General features: G+C 62.1%; 16 protein-coding genes. 2 read left to right on the top strand and 14 right to left on the bottom strand.

Annotated features, from left to right (window positions below):
* The first annotated feature begins 147 nt into the window (after positions 1 to 147).
* On the top strand, positions 148 to 1,203 hold the full coding sequence (locus JK208_RS02655) for a polyprenyl synthetase family protein (protein ID WP_241009276.1): 1,056 nt from the start codon (positions 148 to 150) through the stop codon (positions 1,201 to 1,203).
* A 36-nt stretch (positions 1,204 to 1,239) separates the two neighbouring features.
* Here JK208_RS02655 and murI read toward each other — a convergent pair whose 3' ends face one another.
* The gene (gene murI / locus JK208_RS02660; protein WP_211574220.1) at positions 1,240 to 2,091 is read right to left on the bottom strand and encodes a glutamate racemase; all 852 of its coding nucleotides are present in this window, start codon (positions 2,089 to 2,091) and stop codon (positions 1,240 to 1,242) included.
* A complete protein-coding gene (locus tag JK208_RS02665; protein WP_194261437.1) occupies positions 2,091 to 2,837 on the bottom strand; it encodes an orotate phosphoribosyltransferase in 747 nt (248 codons plus the stop codon). The genes murI and JK208_RS02665 overlap by 1 nt, the downstream gene beginning before the upstream one ends.
* Before the next feature lie 208 nt (positions 2,838 to 3,045).
* Between JK208_RS02665 and JK208_RS02670 the strand changes: the two genes are divergently transcribed.
* Positions 3,046 to 3,282, top strand: coding sequence for a hypothetical protein (locus JK208_RS02670; protein WP_024716776.1), 237 nt, complete (start codon positions 3,046 to 3,048; stop codon positions 3,280 to 3,282).
* A gap of 16 nt (positions 3,283 to 3,298) precedes the next feature.
* On the opposite strand, the gene JK208_RS02675 is transcribed toward JK208_RS02670, so the two are convergent.
* The 12 genes from JK208_RS02675 to JK208_RS02730 form a co-directional block, all read right to left on the bottom strand.
* Positions 3,299 to 4,594: a citrate synthase gene (locus JK208_RS02675; protein ID WP_194261436.1), complete on the bottom strand. Its 1,296-nt coding sequence runs from the start codon at positions 4,592 to 4,594 to the stop codon at positions 3,299 to 3,301.
* Positions 4,595 to 4,686: 92 nt separating this feature from the next.
* Positions 4,687 to 5,202, bottom strand: coding sequence for a histidine phosphatase family protein (locus JK208_RS02680; protein ID WP_211574221.1), 516 nt, complete (start codon positions 5,200 to 5,202; stop codon positions 4,687 to 4,689).
* Positions 5,202 to 5,546 (bottom strand): chorismate mutase, encoded by a 345-nt coding sequence (locus tag JK208_RS02685; RefSeq protein WP_211574222.1) that lies wholly within the window; start codon positions 5,544 to 5,546, stop codon positions 5,202 to 5,204. Before JK208_RS02685 ends, JK208_RS02680 begins: the two co-directional genes overlap by 1 nt.
* Complete coding sequence (locus JK208_RS02690) at positions 5,536 to 6,222, bottom strand: metallophosphoesterase (protein ID WP_211574223.1); 687 nt, start codon at positions 6,220 to 6,222, stop codon at positions 5,536 to 5,538. The genes JK208_RS02685 and JK208_RS02690 overlap by 11 nt, the downstream gene beginning before the upstream one ends.
* 112 nt (positions 6,223 to 6,334) lie before the next feature.
* Positions 6,335 to 10,870, bottom strand: coding sequence for an AAA family ATPase (locus tag JK208_RS02695; protein WP_211574224.1), 4,536 nt, complete (start codon positions 10,868 to 10,870; stop codon positions 6,335 to 6,337).
* A 34-nt stretch (positions 10,871 to 10,904) separates the two neighbouring features.
* Positions 10,905 to 11,540, bottom strand: coding sequence for a thioredoxin domain-containing protein (locus JK208_RS02700; protein WP_211574225.1), 636 nt, complete (start codon positions 11,538 to 11,540; stop codon positions 10,905 to 10,907).
* On the bottom strand, positions 11,541 to 12,176 hold the full coding sequence (locus JK208_RS02705) for a thioredoxin domain-containing protein (RefSeq protein ID WP_211574337.1): 636 nt from the start codon (positions 12,174 to 12,176) through the stop codon (positions 11,541 to 11,543).
* A 56-nt stretch (positions 12,177 to 12,232) separates the two neighbouring features.
* Entirely contained in the window at positions 12,233 to 13,180 is a 948-nt protein-coding gene (locus JK208_RS02710; protein ID WP_211574226.1) for a hemolysin family protein, read from the bottom strand.
* Positions 13,177 to 13,683, bottom strand: a complete 507-nt coding sequence (gene ybeY, locus JK208_RS02715) for an rRNA maturation RNase YbeY (RefSeq protein ID WP_211574227.1) — start codon at positions 13,681 to 13,683, stop codon at positions 13,177 to 13,179. Before ybeY ends, JK208_RS02710 begins: the two co-directional genes overlap by 4 nt.
* Positions 13,652 to 14,836 carry a PhoH family protein gene (locus tag JK208_RS02720; protein ID WP_211574228.1) on the bottom strand — a complete coding sequence of 395 codons (1,185 nt, stop codon included), beginning with the start codon at positions 14,834 to 14,836 and terminating at the stop codon, positions 13,652 to 13,654. Before JK208_RS02720 ends, ybeY begins: the two co-directional genes overlap by 32 nt.
* Positions 14,830 to 16,230, bottom strand: a complete 1,401-nt coding sequence (gene miaB, locus JK208_RS02725; RefSeq protein WP_211574229.1) for a tRNA (N6-isopentenyl adenosine(37)-C2)-methylthiotransferase MiaB — start codon at positions 16,228 to 16,230, stop codon at positions 14,830 to 14,832. Before miaB ends, JK208_RS02720 begins: the two co-directional genes overlap by 7 nt.
* A 272-nt stretch (positions 16,231 to 16,502) precedes the next feature.
* The gene (locus JK208_RS02730) at positions 16,503 to 17,459 is read right to left on the bottom strand and encodes a 1-acyl-sn-glycerol-3-phosphate acyltransferase (RefSeq protein WP_211574230.1); all 957 of its coding nucleotides are present in this window, start codon (positions 17,457 to 17,459) and stop codon (positions 16,503 to 16,505) included.
* Positions 17,460 to 17,493: the final 34 nt, after the last annotated feature.

The following is a 17,493-nucleotide window of genomic DNA, read 5'->3' on the forward strand; positions in this document are numbered from 1 at the left end:
GGTCTTTCCAACCTGTCGTCCGGCGTTACATGGTCCGTTCGTTCTTGTCGCGACAGGAGAGAAAGAACGGGCTACGCCACATCATATCGTGCCCGTGCGCTCCTGGGCCAGCCCCCGGAGCCGTTGCGGGAACTGGAGTAATGACCCTTGGATTCTGCCGCACCGGACGTTTCTGCGACCGTTGATAAAGCTGTGCTCAGGGATGCAGGGAGCGAGAGCGCCCTTTCCGCTCTGTCCGCCTATCTGGAACAGGACATGCAGGCCTGCAACCGCGCCATTATCGCGCGGATGGAGAGCCCGGTTCCGCTTATTCCGCAGCTTGGCGCCCATCTTGTTGCAGCGGGTGGCAAGCGCCTGCGGCCACTGCTGACGCTCGCCGCCTCCCGCCTGTGTGGCTATCAGTCGACTCCTGAAAATCAGCGTCATGTCGGACTGGCAGCCTGTGTGGAGTTCATCCACACCGCAACGCTGCTTCACGATGACGTGGTCGATGAAAGCAATCTGCGTCGTGGGCTGGCGTCGGCCAATGCGGTTTTTGGCAACAAGGCGTCCGTTCTGGTGGGCGACTTCCTGTTCGCACGCTCCTTCCAGCTGATGACGGCCGATGGCTCGCTCAAGGTCATGGCGATCCTGTCCGATGCTTCGGCGACGATTGCCGAGGGCGAAGTCCTTCAGATGGTGACGCAGAACGATCTCTCCACACCGGTTGAGCGTTATCTGGAAGTCATTCACGGCAAAACGGCGGCTCTGTTCGCGGCAGCCTGCCGCGTCGGGGCAGTCGTGGCTGATCGCCCCGAAGCGGAAGAAGTGGCGCTGGACCGTTTCGGGACCAATCTGGGCATGGCGTTCCAGTTGGTGGACGATGCGCTCGACTATGCTGCCGATCAGCAGGTTCTGGGCAAGACCGTTGGCGACGACATGCGCGAGGGCAAAATCACGCTGCCGGTTCTGGCCGCCTACGAAGCGGGTTCGCCCGAAGACCGTGCCTTCTGGGAGCGTGTCATTGAAAAGGGCGAGCAGACGGACGCTGACCTGCCACATGCGCTGGCCCTGATCGAGAAGACAGGTGCCATTGCCACGACTATTGCCCGTGCACGGGTTTACGCCGCCGAAGCCGTCGAAGCGCTGTCCATTTTCCCGGACAGTGAACTGCGGCGTCTGATGGCAGAGACGGTCCAGTATACCGTTGATCGCGCCCGCTGAGGGGTGTTGGCCCCTGCCTGATCGGGCGGGGGCTTTTCAGCTTTCCGTTATTGTCATGAGCGGAGCGGGGACGGTGAGCAGCTCCCACCTCTTGAAGCCGAGCCTTGCGGCGGCGGCTTCAAGCCCCGGCGCTGTATGTGGCAGCCGGGTCATCAGGAAACGGCCTTTCTGCGCTGCTTCTGCGCCGTAGGACACTGTCTGAAGGACGGTTCCGACCTGTCGCGCGACGGCGGAAGCAGGGTCCAGCCAGCGGACGTCCTTCGGTGAGAGACGCTGGAAAGCATCCATCAGAAAGGTGTAGTGGGTACAGCCCAGCCCGACCGTATCAAGTTCGCTGCCATAAGGCTGCCCGAACAGGCAGTCCAGTTCGTGCTGAATGTCCGCATCCGCAATAACCTCACCCAGAAAAGCACGTTCCGCCAGATCAGCCAGCCTGCGCGCGCCATGAGTAATCAGACGGCAATCCGCAGCAAATTCCTGATGGAGCCGAAGGGTGTAGGGGCGTCGTGCAGTGGCGGAGGTCGAAAGCAAGCCGATCACGCGGGTTTCCGAAACCCGCCCGGCCCAGCGGATGGGAGGGACGCATCCGACCACCGGGATGCTGAGACGTTCACGCAATGCAGGGAGGGCGATCGTGCTGGCGGTATTGCACGCAATAACCAGCACATCGGGCTGGAGATCGTCACAGGCCGCGACCAGCAGGTTGACGATACGCGCTGTCAGCAGGTCATCCGGCTGTTCGCCGTAGGGAAAGAGCGCTGTATCGGCGAGGTAGTCGATATGAAGAGCGGGAAGTAGATCGCGCAGGGCCTGCACGACGCCCATCCCCCCAATGCCGGAGTCAAAAACCAGACTCCGGCCTGCCGGCACGGATGCGCCAGTCTCCATCAGGCTTCAGCTTTGGCCTTGAGAGCCAGTGCCTCTTCCGCGCTGCTCACGCCGCCATGCTTCTTCGACCAGCCACACGGATCTTCGAGGAAGCGGCGGACCTCGGCGCTGTCTTTTTCAGAGAAGTAGTTCGCCCCCGCACAAGCTTCCAGCACGTCCCACCAGGTGCACAGCGCATGGAGCGAAATGTCCATGTCCGCCAGCGTTTTGTGAGCGCCGGGGAAGACGCCGTAGAAGAAGACAACGAAGGTGTGGTTCACGATGGCGCCCGCATCACGCAGGGCATTTGCGAATCGGATCTTGGACGCGCCGTCCGTCGTCAGGTCTTCGACCAGCAGGGTGCGCATGCCTTCGGGCACATCGCCTTCGATCTGTGCGTTGCGGCCAAAACCCTTGGGCTTTTTGCGGACATAGGCCATCGGCGTCATCATCCGGTCCGCGATCCAGGCGGCGAACGGAATACCAGCGGTTTCGCCACCCACGACGGCGTCAATGCTTTCATAGCCGATATGGCGGCCGATCTTTTCAACGGCCAGTTCCATGATCTTCGTACGCGCACGCGGAAAGAAAATGATCTTGCGGCAGTCAATATAGACCGGGGACTTCCAGCCTGACGTCAGGGTGTAGGGGTCTTCCGGGCGGAAGTTGATGGCCTTGATCTCAAGCAGGATACGGGCCGTGGTGAGGGCCGCGTCGCGGTCCCACTGGGTGCGGCCCGCCATCGGGCTCTCGGCGAACTGGGTCATGCTTGTCTCCGCTGACGTCGTTTTCTCGTGGTTTACCGGGCTGTCGCCGGGAAGGGTAGGGGCAATATCGCCCCCTTTTGGACTGTGTGAATTTTATCCGCTGCCTGTCAGTGTCACAGGCTGTTCCGATCTTCCTGCTTGCATGGGAGGCCGGGGAGTTCTAGGGAGGGGATATCGATATTCATTCTCATTTACGGCAGGATCAGAAGTGAGCATAGAGACCAGCCGGATCGGCCGGAAATGCGAACGCGCTGTTGTCACGGCCTATCAGGAACTGCGAGAGGTCGGCCAGCCGGACATGCAGGCCTTCGCCGCATGCACGACGCTGTACCGCATCCATCACCCCGAATCATCCGTTAAGGAAGCCCGCCGCCTTGTCGCGGAGTGGATCGACCATCACGTCGTCCGTCAGGCCAGAGGCCAGACGCCGGGCTGCGACTGCTGAATTTTGGAGAGGAGCCTCAGCTCCTCTCGCTCATCGGGACGAAACTCCGCTCCGCCGCACCGATATAGAGCTGTCGGGGGCGGCTGATTCGGACGGACGGTTCCTCGATCATTTCCTTCCACTGACTGACCCAGCCGACCGTCCGCGCGACAGCGAACAGGACGGTGAACATGCTTTTGGGAATGCCCAGAGCCTTGAGGATCAGTCCGGAATAGAAATCCACATTCGGATAGAGACGGCGGCTGACGAAATAGTCGTCCTCGGTTGCTACGCGCTCCAGCTCCATCGCCAGATCCAGCAGCGGGTCGCGCTTGAGGCCCAGCTCTTCAATGACTTCATGGCAAGTCGCCTGAAGGATTTTCGCCCGCGGGTCGAAATTCTTGTAGACGCGATGGCCGAAGCCCATCAGGCGTACCCCGGAATTGCGGTTCTTGACTTCATTGAGGAAGGCCGGAATACCATCGCGGCTTCCAATGGATTCCAGCATACCCAGAGCCGCCTCATTGGCCCCTCCGTGCGCAGGGCCCCAGAGGGCTGCAATACCTGCCGCGATGCAGGCATAGGGGTTCGCCCCGGTGGAACCGACGAGCCGCACAGTGGTGGTGGAGGCGTTCTGCTCATGATCGGCATGCAGGAGCAGAATGCGATCCATCGCGCGCGCCAGAACCGGATTGACGCGGTAATGGTTACCGGGCCGGGCAAACAGCATGTGCAGGAAGTTCTCAGAGAAGGACATCTCCTCATCGGGATAGATGAACGGCTCGCCGATGGAGTATTTATAGGCCCAGGCTGCGATGGTCGGAACTTTGGCGATCAGACGCCGGGCGGAAAGATCCCGCGCCTCGGGCTGGGAGATGTCCAGTCCGTCATGATGAAATGCGGATAGAGCGCCGACGGTCCCGCACAGGATCGCCATGGGATGCGCGTCGCGGCGGAAGCCGTTGAAGAAGTTCCGGATCTGCTCGTTCAGCAGCCGGTGGGTGTTCATGTCCTTACTGAAAGCCTGATACTGCGCGGCCGTCGGCAGTTCGCCGTAAAGCAGCAGATAGGCCGTTTCCGTGAAGCTCGCATTCAGGGCCAGATCTTCGATCGGATAGCCACGATGCAGCAGAACGCCCTTGTCGCCGTCAATATAGCTGATGGCGCTGGTGCAGGTGGCGGTGCTGCCTAGCCCGGGGTCGAAGGAAAACACCCCCGTTTTCTGGGACAGGGCACGCATGTCCATGACGTCCGGGCCGATCGTTCCTTCCAGCAGCGGAAACTGGCGGCTGAGGCCATCGAGGCAAAGGGTCGCGGAACGATTTTCGGACATGCAGAAGATAACCCGCCTAAGATGTAAGAATGTTATTCCATTTTATCTCTGAAAGGTTTTTTGTGTCTAGAGAGCCTCTCTGAACAGACCTTTCAGGGCAAAAGAAGGGTGGCCGGCTGGATGGTCGACGGACGGACATCCAGCCAGTTTCCCGGAACGTCAAGAATCGTCAGTCCCGCAAGCGGATACCCCCGGGAGAGAGCCGAGAAACGCATATTCTGAAGCGCCGGGCCAAGGAGGTCGCAGGCAAACTCACCGATGGTCGGATTATGCCCGACGATCAAAAGCGTTCGTACAGTCTCGGATGTGGCGTGTACGAGGCCGTAGAGGGTATCCGGAGTTGCGGAATAGAGACTGTCTTCGATTGAGACTGAAGCCGCCTGATCCAGCGCGTCCAGTACGCCCTGAGCCGTTTGTCGGGTGCGGATGGCAGGGCTGCACAGAATTTGTATTGGATCGAGCAGATTGAGTGCGTCAAGCTGTCTGCCGATGCTTACGGCCTGTTCGCGCCCTCTGGACGTCAGCACGCGACTGCGGTCGCCGTCTTCCGTCAGGACGTGCGGGATGGCCTCCGCATGGCGCAGCAGCAGGAGGCGGTGCAGGGACATCAGGTTTCCGAAGCCTTGCGCGCATTGGCGGCGATGGCTTCGTGATGGCGGATGACTTCGTGAATGACGAAGGCCAGAAACTTTTCGGCGAAATCCGGATCGAGATGCGCATCGCGGGCGAGCTGGCGCAGGCGTTCGATCTGCCGTGTTTCGCGAGACGGGTCCGCAGGGGGAAGATGGGCGCGGGCCTTGAGCTGTCCGACTTCCTGCGTACAGCGGAACCGTTCCGCAAGCATGTGGATCAGGGCGGCATCAATATTGTCGATGCTGCCGCGCAGGCGTTCGAGTTCAGCTAGAGCGGGATCGGGAGTGCGGGAAGGAGAAGACACAGGCTCAGGGCTCATTCAGATCAATCCATGCAAGATGGCCGCCTTTTCCGGCACCAAGATCGGTAAAGACGGCCGTGCCCCCCAGACGTCCCGTCCGGCGCCAAGGGCGTCCGTCGGTCGAACGGCGGTCATGGCCGACATAGACCGTCATCCCTTCGGGGATGCGGTTGATCCAGGTCAGGCGGCGTTCGGGATAGCCATCCGACTGCATACGGCCGGTGGTTTCTCCAAAAAGAGCACGGGACAGGGGTGCGGACATCTCGCCCAGACCCGGCACGGGGGAGTGGGACAGCATGGCGGTATGAAACCCTCCATGCACGAACAGCGAGCGCCCGATCCGCAGCCATGTCGGCGCCTGATCGATCGCCCGGTAGATTCGTTCGGGAAGGCCGTCATATTCCGGCAGCGAGATCTGACGCAGCGTTTCCTCAAGCGGAGGATCGCGTCTCAAGCGGCGGCCTTCAAGGGCGCGACCGAGTTTGCGGTCATGATTGCCCAGAATGAAAAGTCCGCGTTGCTGCTCCAGAAGATCGAGCATCAGCTCCATCACGCCCGCGCTATCCGGCCCGTGATCGACGAGGTCTCCGAGCTGGATAACGAAGCGTTCCGTCGCCGTTGCATGCCGAAAAGCATTCAGATCGCCATGCACGTCCCCCACCACGCGAATGCCGTGTTCACGGATTCGCGTCATGACAGGGTCGGGAAGGGGAGGATCAACGAAGATGGCGCGTGCTTTCTGATTTTCCTTCTATCAAAGGGCCAGAACGGTCCAAGGTCAATTTATCTGTTTGAGAAAATTGACCTTAGCCGTCCATCAACGCAGCTGCGCGCCCCAGATCGACTGACAGAACCCGGCTTACACCACGCTCCTGCATCGTGACACCATAAAGACGATCCATATGCGCCATCGTCAGTTGATGATGCGTCACGACCAGAAACCGCGTTCCGGCTTCCTTGGTCATGTCGGACAGGAGCGAACAGAACCGCTCCACATTGGCGTCATCGAGCGGCGCGTCCACTTCATCGAGCACGCAGATCGGGGCCGGATTGCAGCGGAAGGTCGCAAAGATCAGCGACAGTGCGGTCAGGGCCTGTTCGCCACCCGATAGCAGGGACAGCGTGGAGAGCTTCTTGCCCGGAGGCTGCGCGAAGATTTCCAACCCGGCTTCCAGCGGGTCATCGCTTCCGACCATACCCAGATGGGCGCGTCCGCCGCCAAACATCCGGGCGAACAGGGACTGGAAATGCCGGTCCACTTCCGAAAAGACGGCCAGAAGGCGCTCACGTCCTTCGCGGTTGATCGTGCCAATCCCGCCGCGCAGCCTGTTGATGGCAGCCGTCAGTTCAGCGTGCTCGCGGGCGATGGTTTCCGCCGTCTCGCGGGCTTCCTCGAATTCGGCTTCGGCGCGCAGATTGACCGCACCAAGGTCTTCGCGCTCGCGTGTCAGGCGGGAGAGGCGCCGGCGGGTCGCGGTCTCGGCCTGTTCGGAGAGGTCGGACGGATAGGCCGCCCCCTGAGCGCCGCCTTCCGGGGGTTCGCTGTCGGCCAGCAGGCGCTCTCGGGCGGCAACAGCCTGTTCCGCGCGTTCCGTCAGACGTGCGATCGCCTCACGCCCCGCCGCCAGCGCCAGATCGGCGTTGCGGCGCTGTTCCTGTGCTTCAAGCCCGGCTGCGCCCGCTGCCTCATCAGCAGCCCGTGCCGCATCGTAAGCGCTCTGGGCGTCCATCAGAATCTGGTCGTGTCCGGAGAGTTTGCGCTCCAGTTCGGCAGGAACTGCGCTGACTGTCTGGAAGCTGGTGTGCAGTTCGTCCCGTCGCTCCCGCAGATGCGTAAGGCTGGCTTCTCCGGCGGCGATCTGGCTGCCCAGCACCTCAAGTCTGGCACGGATCGCAGTCAAGGCGCCCGTCAGGCGAACATCTTCAAGGGAAAGACGCGCGCTTTCGGTGCGGGCCGCTTCCAGAAGATACCGCGTTTCATGGAGCGGGGCCGTGGCGTCCTGAACCGCCTGTTCCAGCAGCGTGGGTTCGGGACGCTCCGCCAGTTCGCCCATACGTTTCGCATGCTCGTCCCGCAGGCGGGTGACGAGCGCCTGAAGCTCCGTCTGGCGCGGTTGCAGTGCGGAGCGGCGGGCGAGTGCGGTTGCGGCGCTCTGGTTCAGAGTCTGGAGTTCGCGCGTCAGGCGCTGGGTTTCTTCACGGCTGTTTCGTGCGGTTTGTGTCGCCGCATCCGCCACAGATCGTGCCAGATCGAAAACCTGCTGCGAGGTTTCGGCGGCGGTCCTCAGGGCGGAAATGTCAGGACGGTTTTCCTGCTGTTGAAGAGAGGCACGCTGTTCTGCAAGACGGGCCTGTTCCAATTCCAGCCGCGCTACGGCTTCATCCAGATCCCGCAGACGCGCCAGCGTGGTGTCGTGGCGCAGAAGAGCCTGATCCAGAGTCCGGGCGGCGGTATCGGCGGCATTTCGGGCGTCCTGAAGTCTCGTTCCCGCCACCCGGAGCGTTTCGCGGGCGGCTTCGGCATCCTTTGTGCTGTTTCGGGCCTGCGCCTGAAGGTTCTCGGGATCGGGATGGGCGGCCAGTTCGGCTTCTGCCTGTGCGACGCTGGTCTGCGCGGCTGTCAGCGCGCCTTCCGCGTCTTTCAGCCGTTCGCTGGCCTGCTCCCAATGCGTGAGAGCAAGCGCCGCTTTCTGCTCCATCCGGGACGAGACGGTCCGCGCTTCGGCCAGTTGGGGTTCGAGTGCCGCGCGTTCCTGTCGTAGAGTGGTCAGGGCAGCTTCGGCCTGCTCGCGGGCCTGCAAGGCTGCGGCACAACTTTCTTCCAGTGCGGGCTGTGAGGCAAGATGGGACTGAAGAAGCGCGCGGGCGTCCGTCAGACGGCGACGCTGCTCCAGTCGGGCCGCACCGGCATCCGGCGCGTCTGCCGAGCGCGTAAAGCCGTCCCAGCGCCAGAGCGCCCCGCTGCGGCAGACCAGAACCTGTCCCGGCTGGAGAGTTTTTTGCAGATCAGGCCCTGCCGCGTCGTCATCCAGCAGGAATGCGGCGTCCAGACAGCGTTGCAATGCTTCAGGAGCCTGAACCAATATCGAAAGCCGGACGCAATTCTGCAGTTCCGCAGGCGCAAGCCGCTCCAGCGGCCGCCAACGCCGATCGGCAGGAACATGGTCCGGAGCGAGAGAGGCATCCAGCCCGTCCGCCAGAACTGCCGCGACAGCCCGCGCCATGTCTGCGGGAAGGTCCAGCACATCTTCGAGCGGGTCGGGCTGTGCGGCCACGGCATTGAGGCTCTGCTCCAGCCCTTCACATTCGCCCTGCGCGCGCAGGAGCAGCGTCTCCAGTGCGGAAAGTGCCTGCCGGGCCTGTGCTTCCCGCTCACGGGCGGTCGTGAGGGTGGCGTCCGCGTCCGCAAGAGACTGCTGAAGGGTTGTCAGGCGGTCTTCAGCCTGCGTCACGGTATCGCGGACGTCCTGAACCTTCTGTTCGGGGATGAGAGCGGTTCGGGCCGTAGCCTCCGCCGTTGCGGCGATCTGCACTTTCTGGCGCGCCTGATCGCGTGTCTGGCGGCTCTGTTCGACGACCCGCAGCAGCGTTTTATGACGCTGCATGCCTTCCTCGGCTGCCGCACGGGCTTCCAGCCAGATTGTGCCGAGGCGTTCCTGCTCCTGCCTTGCCTGCGTTTCCTGAGCGTGGGCGTCGCTCTGGGCCTGTGTCGTGACGTCGCGGGTTTTTTCAAGATCCGTTCGGGCTACTTCGGTCAGGAGCCCGGCCTGAGCAGTCTCACGCGTTGTCCGATCCTGCGTGATCTGGGTCTGCGTCGTCTGCAAACGTTTGTCCAGATCGGCTTCCGTGGCTTCCAGCGCCTGAAGGCGATTTTTGCCGTCTGTCAGCGCCCGTCCGTCCAGTTCGGCTTTTAAACGCGCGTCCTGCAAAGCCGTTATACAGTTCTGCTCTTTGCGGCTGTCGGCTTCGGAGTGTTCCTGCATCGAGGCGGCATTCCGGCGCAGCGCGTTCAGCGTTGCATCATCGGGCGTGGTTGCGTCCAGCGCAGCGATTTCCACCTGAATTGCGTCGAGTGCGGTGGCTTCCGTATCGAGCCGCAGCGTCAGGGCCTCAAGTCCTTCCACCATCACATCCCTGCGAATGGCTTCGGCGTCCCGCAAACGGGTTGCGTCTTCCAGCGTGAGTGCCTGCTCCTTTTCGAGCGCATCAAGGCGCTCGCATTCGGCGCTGCAGGCCGAGCGGAGTTGCGGGAGCGCATCCATTTCGGCTTCAAGCGCCTCACAGTCTGCGGCAGTCGTTTCCTGTGTCGCCCGGTCCGCCGTCAGACTGGCATGGCTTCGGGCCAGATCCCCCTCCGCCTGTTCAAGGCGCAGGCGTATTTCGGATTCAGCCTGTCGGGCGCGGTCGAGATCCTGTTTCAGGGTCTCAGATTGTACTTTCAGCCGTTCAAGCGTGCTGCGGAGGCGGTCGGTTTCTTCGCGCGCCTGTGGGGCGGCCTTGCGGGCTTCGAACTCGGCGATGGCAGCGGTTTCAGCAGCCAGTTCGGCTTTCTTTAGGGCCTCGCGTGCCTTGGCCAGATCGTCCCGGCTGCGCTGTACGGCCAGATTGGCGCGGGCATGAAGCAGGGCATGAAGCGCGGTTTCCGTTTCGCGGATCTTTTCGGAAAGCTCACGGTATTTCCGGGCCTGAACAGTCTGGCCTTCGAGGCTCGCAAGCCGCTCCTCAAGTTGAAGACGCAGGTCTTCGGCGCGGGAGAGATTGGTTTCGGTCTGGCGGAGTTTGAGTTCGGCGTCGTGGCGTCTGGCGTGCAGACCTGTGATGCCGGCGGCTTCCTCCAGCAGCAGGCGCCGTTCCTCGGGCTTGGCAGCGATGAGCTGGCCGACGCGATTCTGGCTTATGATGGCGGAACTGCGTGCGCCGGACGCCAGATCGGCGAACAGGGTCTGAACGTCACGCGCGCGCATGACGCGGCCGTTGATGCGGTATTCGCTACCCGATCCGCGTTCGGCCCGGCGGCTGATTTCCAGCTCCTCCGCGTCCTGAAACGGCGAGGGCGCCAGTCCTGCCGCATTGCTGAGATGCAGCGTGACCTGTGCGATGTTTCGGGCCGAGCGGGCGCCCGTCCCCGCGAAAATCAGATCATCAAGCTCTCCACCCCGCAGCGCACGGGCGGAGGTTTCGCCCATCGCCCATCGCAGACCTTCGACGACATTGGATTTGCCGCAGCCGTTCGGCCCGATAATCCCCGTCAGGCCCGGAAGGATATCGAGACGCACCTCATCGGCGAAACTCTTGAAACCGCCGATGCTCAGGCGGTCGATCGTCGTGGTACGGCTCGACATCAGGGGAGGGAAATACCGGTCCTAGAGAGGTGGATTAGGACGCCTTGGCGACAAGATCGGCGAATTTTTCGTAGGTTTCCGGGTCCTGGTCGTAATGCGTATTGTTGAAGCGGAAATACGGCGTACCCTGGATGTTGTAGGTGTCCGCGTCCTTCTTGACCTGATCGAACAGCGCCTCGGCGAAGGCATTGTCCTTGCTGATGGCGTCGAACTGGGCTGCCGAGACGCCGGCGAGGGCAGACATCTGCTGAAGGCGCTGCATCGGGTCGCCACCTGCGGCGAAAGCCCACTGCATCTGGCTGGAGAACAGGGCCTCAATGAACGGAACGTAGCGTTCTTCCGGCAGAGAGCGGGCCACCATGGCCGCTGTCAGGCCAACACGATCACCGCAGAAATCATGAAACTGATAGCGGATCTTTCCCGTATCGATCAGCTTTTCCTTAATTTTGGGGAACTCTTCCGTCGCGAAATGCGCACAATGCGTGCAGGTCAGCGAGAACCATTCCTGCACCAGAACCTTGGCATTCGGGTTGCCGAGAATGCGCGGGCTCAGCCGGGCGTCAGTGGAGCTTGCATCGGCGGCGTGGGCCGTACCAACAGCGGTCCCCGCAACAGCAAGAACCGGAGCGGCGGACACGAAAAAGCGGCGGGAAAGGGAAAGACGGGTCATTCAGGAAGCCTTTGCGACTGCTTTTGCGAAATCATCATAGCTCCCGACCACGTCGGGCGCGGGAACATCATTGATGCGGAAATATGGCGTGCCCTGGATCTGGAGGAAAGCGCCGTCGTGATCCTGCTTGTTGATAATGGCCTCGCGCAGGGCATTATCTGCGTTGATCCGGTCAAATTCCGCAGAATTCACCCCGAACAGGGCAGTGCGTTTCTTCAGTTCGGCAACTGGATCGATATTCTGTGCGAACGCCCATTCGTCCAGATGGTCCAGCAGATCCGTCACAAAGGCTTCGTAGCGGTCCGCTGGCAGGGAGCGGGCTACCATGGCAGCCAGCAGGGCGACCTGATCGATCGGGAAATCATGAAAGCGGTAACGGATCTTTCCTGTGTCGATCAGGTTCTTGCGGATCTGCGGAAAGATCTCTTTCGAAAAATGGGCGCAGTGCGAGCATGTCAGGGAGAACCACTCGTCCACGATGATCTTCGCATCCGGCGAGCCGATAACGCGCGGTCCCATGCGCGGGTCGCTGGCGGGCACATCGTCCGCCCGTGCGAACGGTGCCGCCGCAATGGCCGCGAGAGCCATTCCGGAGGCGAGGAGGGTACGGCGGCCGAGAAGCTGGGCGGCAGGCATGAACGGGGCTCCGCTGGAATCGATGGAAATACTCGAACGACGAACACGCGGCTCCGTCAAGAGCCCCGGTCGTCTTCCTGTGTCTTGATGGTAGGAAGAGGTTTGTTCTCCCAGCCTTCCGGAACCCGCATCCGCAGGGCACGGATATGCCGGGCATCCGCATCCAGAACGCGGAATTCGAGGCCGCTTTCATGGGTCAGAACCTCGTCCCGGGCCGGGACATGTTCGGCCAGACGGAACACCAGCCCGCCAACCGTCTCGATTTCGGCTTCGCGTTCGGCATCCGTCAGGACAGCGCCGAGCCGCTCCTCAAGCTGCCGGACGGGAAGGCGGGCGTCGATATCGAAGGACCCGTCCGGACGCTCAACCCACATTGTCGTCACCGGGTCATCATGTTCGTCCGAAATGTCGCCAACGATGGTTTCGATCAGATCCTCGATCGTCACGAGTCCGTCGATGCTGCCATATTCGTCAATGACGAGGGCCATGTGCATCTGGCGCTGGCGCATCTGGAGCAGCAGGTCCAGCACCGGGATCGTGGGTGCAATCATCAATGGTTGACGCAGAAGCGGGCGGATGTCGAAGGCGTCCGGCTCGCCCACATAGGCGATCAGGTCCTTCACATGGATCATGCCCGCAATGTCGTCGAGCTGGTCGCGATAGACTGGAAGGCGGGAGTGGTTTTCCCGGCGCATCAGGTCCAGAGCTTCTTGAAACGGCAGGGCCTCGGGCATGGCAATGATGTCTGCGCGCGGGATCATGACGTCATCCGCGGTGATGTCGCGCAGACGTAGCACGTTCATGATGAGGGAACGTTCCTGCCGGTCGAGTTCCGGCTCGTCACTGGCGTCCTCAGTCGGCTGGCTGGCTTCATGAACAAGCGTCGCGATGGATTCGCGCAGGCCCTGATCGCGGTTGCGACGGTTGAAAAGTCCAAAAAGCCCGCGCGAAGAGCGGCTTTTTCCCGACTCTTCCGATGAGCGGTCGTTTGTATCGTCACTCATATCCGGACACTCCCCGCCATCTGCCCGTTGCCCTGCTGCCATGGATCGCCAAAGCCGAGGGACCGAAGCGTCCGGGTCTCGATCCCCTCCATTTCCCTAGCTTCACCGGGGTGGTGATGATCATAACCGGCAAGATGCAGCGCGCCATGCACTACAAGATGCGACAGATGCGCCTTCAGTGAGCGTCGTGCGGCATCTGCTTCCCTGCGGACAGTTTCGTAGCCCAGAACGATATCTCCGCCATGCTCCGGCGAAAGTGGCTCGAACGTCAGGACGTTCGTGGGCTTGTTCTTGTCCCGGAAGCGCGCATTGAAGCGCTTGACGACCCTGTCCGTTGCCAGAAGGATCGAAGGGGCCGGAGACTGTGTGAAATCGGGGCCACCCTGACGGGCGACCGCGACGAGAGCGCGCCGGATTGCGCGCTCCGTTCCCGGCACCGAGGCGCGCCAGCGCGCGTCCTCGATGATGATGTCAGTGCCGGCGTGTCGACTTGGAGGTTCCATTGTTTTCCCGGCGCAGCCTGTTCCGGAAGACGTCCCGGGGGGCTGGCGCTTTCTGTTCATAGGCATCGACGATACGGGCAACCAGCGGATGGCGCACCACATCTTCGGAAGAAAAACGCGTTATGCCGATTCCCTTGATGCCTTCGAGGGTCTCGACCGCTTCGCGCAGACCGGATGATACACCATTTGGCAGGTCGATCTGACTCAGATCGCCCGTAATGGCCATGCGTGTGCCTTCGCCCATGCGGGTGAGGAACATCTTCATCTGGGCTGCAGTCGTATTCTGGGCTTCGTCCAGAATGACGTAGGAATGAGCAAGCGTGCGTCCGCGCATGAAAGCGAGCGGCGCCACTTCGATCTCACCCGTCCCCATACGGCGCACCACCTGATCGCCCGGCATCATGTCATGCAGGGCGTCATAGAGCGGGCGCAGATAGGGATCGATCTTTTCGCGCATATCGCCGGGCAGGAAGCCGAGGCGCTCACCGGCTTCCACGGCCGGGCGTGACAGCACGATCCGGTCCACCTGTCCGGCGAGCAGCATGCCGACGGCCTGTGCGACTGCGAGATAGGTCTTGCCCGTGCCAGCCGGACCGATACCGAACACCATGTCGGTATTGGCCAGCATTTCCATATAGGCGGCCTGACCGTGCGAGCGCGGCGCGATGACGCCGCGTTTGGTCCGGATGGCGGGCAGATCCCCGAACGGAGTGGCGGGCAGGGGCTGCGGTTTGCCATGGCCCTTTTCCGGACGGCGCTGGCCATTGCCGCGCGGAGGAGGCTCCTGCGCAGCAGCCGGGCGGGCCTGTCGTGTATCGACTGAACGCTCCGGACGGCTGGGGAGGGCCGTCAGACGAATGACGCCATCGACCTGCGAGGCATCGATCGTACCGCCTTGTTCGAGCTGGTTGTACAGCGCGATGATGGCCGCCTGTGCGCGCCCGACCGTGTCCGTTTCGCCAGAGATGGCAATCTTGTTGCCCCGACAGGACAGCTTGACGTTGAATCCTTCCTCCAGACGGACAAGATGCCGGTCATGGTCTCCCAGCAGGCGCTGGAGCAGGATGTTGTCGTTAAAACGCAGGGCAACGGTGCGGTTGCCTTCGGAGCCACTGCTGGTGGCGACGGGACGGGTCGGGTGCGTTGTCAGCAAGCGGAGGCTGTCTCCCGGATCAGGGTACCGCCCAGGGAATTGGTGCGGCGTGTGGTGATGGCGACCTTCACGGTGGAGCCGATCAGATGGTCGGGGCCGTCGAAGTGAACGGGTTGCAGATAAGGCGAACGCCCGGCGATCTGCCCGGGCTTGCGGCCCCGGTTCGTCACCAGGATTTCCTGCACCGTCCCGACCATGTCGGCATTGAAAGCGTCCTGCTGTTCGCGCAGAAGCGCCTGCAACTCGGCCAGACGGCGATCCTTCACGTCCTCGGGCACCTGCATCGGCTGACCGGCGGCGGGTGTGCCCGGACGGGGAGAATATTTGAAGCTGTAGGCCATGGCGAAACCGATATCGCGCACGAGCTGCATGGTTGCTTCGAAATCCTCTTCCGTCTCGCCGGGATGACCGACGATGAAATCGGACGACAGGGCCAGATCCGGGCGGGCTTCGCGCAGCTTGCGGACGCTCTCGCGGTATTCGTCTGCCGTGTGGCCACGGTTCATGGCCTTGAGAATGCGGTCCGAACCGCTCTGCACCGGCAGATGCAGGAACGGCATCAGTGCCGGATTGTCCCGATGCGCGTCGATCAGGCTCTGATCCACGTCGCGCGGATGGGACGTCATGTAGCGGATACGGCCCAGACCGGGAATCTGTGCTAGCTGCTCGACCAGCCCGGCCAGCGTTGCACTTCCGCCGTTGCCGTCATCGCCGTGATAGGCGTTCACGTTCTGCCCGAGCAGCGTGATTTCACGAACGCCACTTTCGGCCATCCGCCGCGCTTCCGCCAGAACTGAAGCAACCGGACGGCTCGTCTCCGCGCCACGGGTATAGGGCACCACGCAGAAGGAGCAGAACTTGTCGCAGCCTTCCTGAATGGTGAGGAACGCCGTGAGATTGCCCTGTGTCTGTGGGGCGGCATCCGTGGGCAGGAAATCGAATTTCTGCTCGACCGGAAAGTCCGTCTCGATCACGGCGCCACCGGCACGGGCGGCGCGGGCCACCATTTCGGGCAGCTTGTGATAGGTCTGCGGACCGAGCACCAGATCCACGTAAGGCGCGCGGGAGAGGATGACCTCTCCCTCGGCTTGCGCCACGCACCCGGCAACAGCGATGATGGTGCGATCCTGACCGTTTCCGATGCGCTCGTCGCGGATCTTGCGAAGGCGTCCGAGTTCGGAAAAAACCTTCTCCGTCGCCCGCTCGCGGATGTGACAGGTGTTGAGAATGACCATGTCCGCGTCTTCGGGACGCTCGACCGGACTGTATCCCAGCGGACGCAGGACATCGGCCATGCGCGCGCTGTCATACACATTCATCTGGCAGCCCCATGTGATGACATGAAGGCCGCGCGGAGGCTGCACGGCAGACGCGGGATCGGAAGAAGCGGGCATGGCTGGGGAAGTCGGCGTGGCGGTCAAGGTCTCGGTCCGGGAATGGCAGAATCAGGCACACACATCGGGGCAGACATCCTCGGGGTCAAGCCTGTTCCGGAGAACGGCTGGCCGAGCGCAACGGGCCGACGGATGATCAGACGGGCCTGAATGGGTAATACCACCTCCGGACACGAAAGCCGGGTTGCCGCCGTGTCATAATCCGAAAGTGGCGTGGAGGCAGGCTTCAAGTCAAGATAAACCTGATGGCAGACCGGATTGCAGCCTGCATTTCAGGCTCCGGCCGCTTTGGGCTGGCCGCGGCGGAGGTCTGCTGCGCCGGTATTGACGGCCTCGTACGTCGCGCGGGACAGGTCCTTGCGGGAGAGGAACTCATCCGGCGTGATCGGTTCATGTAGCATCAGAGATGCTCCCATGGTCCGCCATTGGCCGAAAGACCAGAGATGCGGCGCAAGGTCCATGTCGCCATACCATGAAAACACATTCCGGCGGCTTCGTCCGACCGGCAGGCCTTCCAGACTGTCATAAACGACGGAAACAGGCTGGATCAGCACGGGCGGGGCCTTGGGCAGGCCAACTTTTTCCAGACGTCCGGGTTTCGCGACCGCGAAAAACGACGACAGGAAAGGCAGAACGCGCGAGCCGTCCGAGGACGTGCCTTCGGGGAACAGGACAATATCGTCCCCGTCCCACAGATGTGCGGCCATTTCCTGAAGCTCGCGGCCGGTATCCTGACGGTTGCGGCTGACGAAAATCGTGCGGCCCAGACGGGATGCCGTGCCGATGAGGGGCCATTTGCCGACCTCACCCTTGGCGACGAACACGACAGGAAGCTCGCTGCCGATAATGGCGATATCCAACCAAGAGCAGTGATTGGCCACGAAGACCACCGGGCGCTTGCCGTTACGGACGTCCTTTGCAGTCCGCACGCCGCCCGCGCTGCTGCCGATGACTTTTGTTTTGATGCCCAGAATCCGACACACGCCTCTCCAGTAAATGCGCGGCATCATGATTTTTAACCGCCCGGGCAGACGTACCAGAACGGCCTGAAGACTGCATGTCCAGAACGTCCAGATCAGGACAAGGGACAGGCGCAGCGTACAGCGCAGACGGCTGTAGAGCGATGTGGATGTTGTCGGCTGAAAAGCCGGAAAGGCGGCATTTTCATCCACGACGGGACGGTTGTGACCGCGTCGGCTCTTCGGGGTCTTGGCATCACGATGGGACATGGGTGCTGAGTGATACGGTTTTCGCAGGGACGAC

Origin of the sequence: Gluconobacter sp. Dm-74 (assembly GCF_018256135.1) — a bacterium.
GTDB classification, from domain to species: domain Bacteria; phylum Pseudomonadota; class Alphaproteobacteria; order Acetobacterales; family Acetobacteraceae; genus Gluconobacter; species Gluconobacter cadivus.

Bases quoted from the DNA above. Each gene is read 5' to 3' on its own strand.
- murI (WP_211574220.1), bottom strand. From the start codon at position 2,091: ATGGAGACTGGCGCATCCGTGCCGGCAGGCCGGAGTCTGGTTTTTGAC.
- JK208_RS02665 (WP_194261437.1), bottom strand. From the start codon at position 2,837: ATGACCCAGTTCGCCGAGAGCCCGATGGCGGGCCGCACCCAGTGGGAC.
- JK208_RS02675 (WP_194261436.1), bottom strand. From the start codon at position 4,594: ATGTCCGAAAATCGTTCCGCGACCCTTTGCCTCGATGGCCTCAGCCGC.
- JK208_RS02680 (WP_211574221.1), bottom strand. From the start codon at position 5,202: ATGTCCCTGCACCGCCTCCTGCTGCTGCGCCATGCGGAGGCCATCCCG.
- JK208_RS02685 (WP_211574222.1), bottom strand. From the start codon at position 5,546: ATGAGCCCTGAGCCTGTGTCTTCTCCTTCCCGCACTCCCGATCCCGCT.
- JK208_RS02690 (WP_211574223.1), bottom strand. From the start codon at position 6,222: ATGACGCGAATCCGTGAACACGGCATTCGCGTGGTGGGGGACGTGCAT.
- JK208_RS02695 (WP_211574224.1), bottom strand. From the start codon at position 10,870: ATGTCGAGCCGTACCACGACGATCGACCGCCTGAGCATCGGCGGTTTC.
- JK208_RS02700 (WP_211574225.1), bottom strand. From the start codon at position 11,540: ATGACCCGTCTTTCCCTTTCCCGCCGCTTTTTCGTGTCCGCCGCTCCG.
- JK208_RS02705 (WP_211574337.1), bottom strand. From the start codon at position 12,176: ATGCCTGCCGCCCAGCTTCTCGGCCGCCGTACCCTCCTCGCCTCCGGA.
- JK208_RS02710 (WP_211574226.1), bottom strand. From the start codon at position 13,180: ATGAGTGACGATACAAACGACCGCTCATCGGAAGAGTCGGGAAAAAGC.
- ybeY (WP_211574227.1), bottom strand. From the start codon at position 13,683: ATGGAACCTCCAAGTCGACACGCCGGCACTGACATCATCATCGAGGAC.
- miaB (WP_211574229.1), bottom strand. From the start codon at position 16,230: ATGCCCGCTTCTTCCGATCCCGCGTCTGCCGTGCAGCCTCCGCGCGGC.
- JK208_RS02730 (WP_211574230.1), bottom strand. From the start codon at position 17,459: ATGTCCCATCGTGATGCCAAGACCCCGAAGAGCCGACGCGGTCACAAC.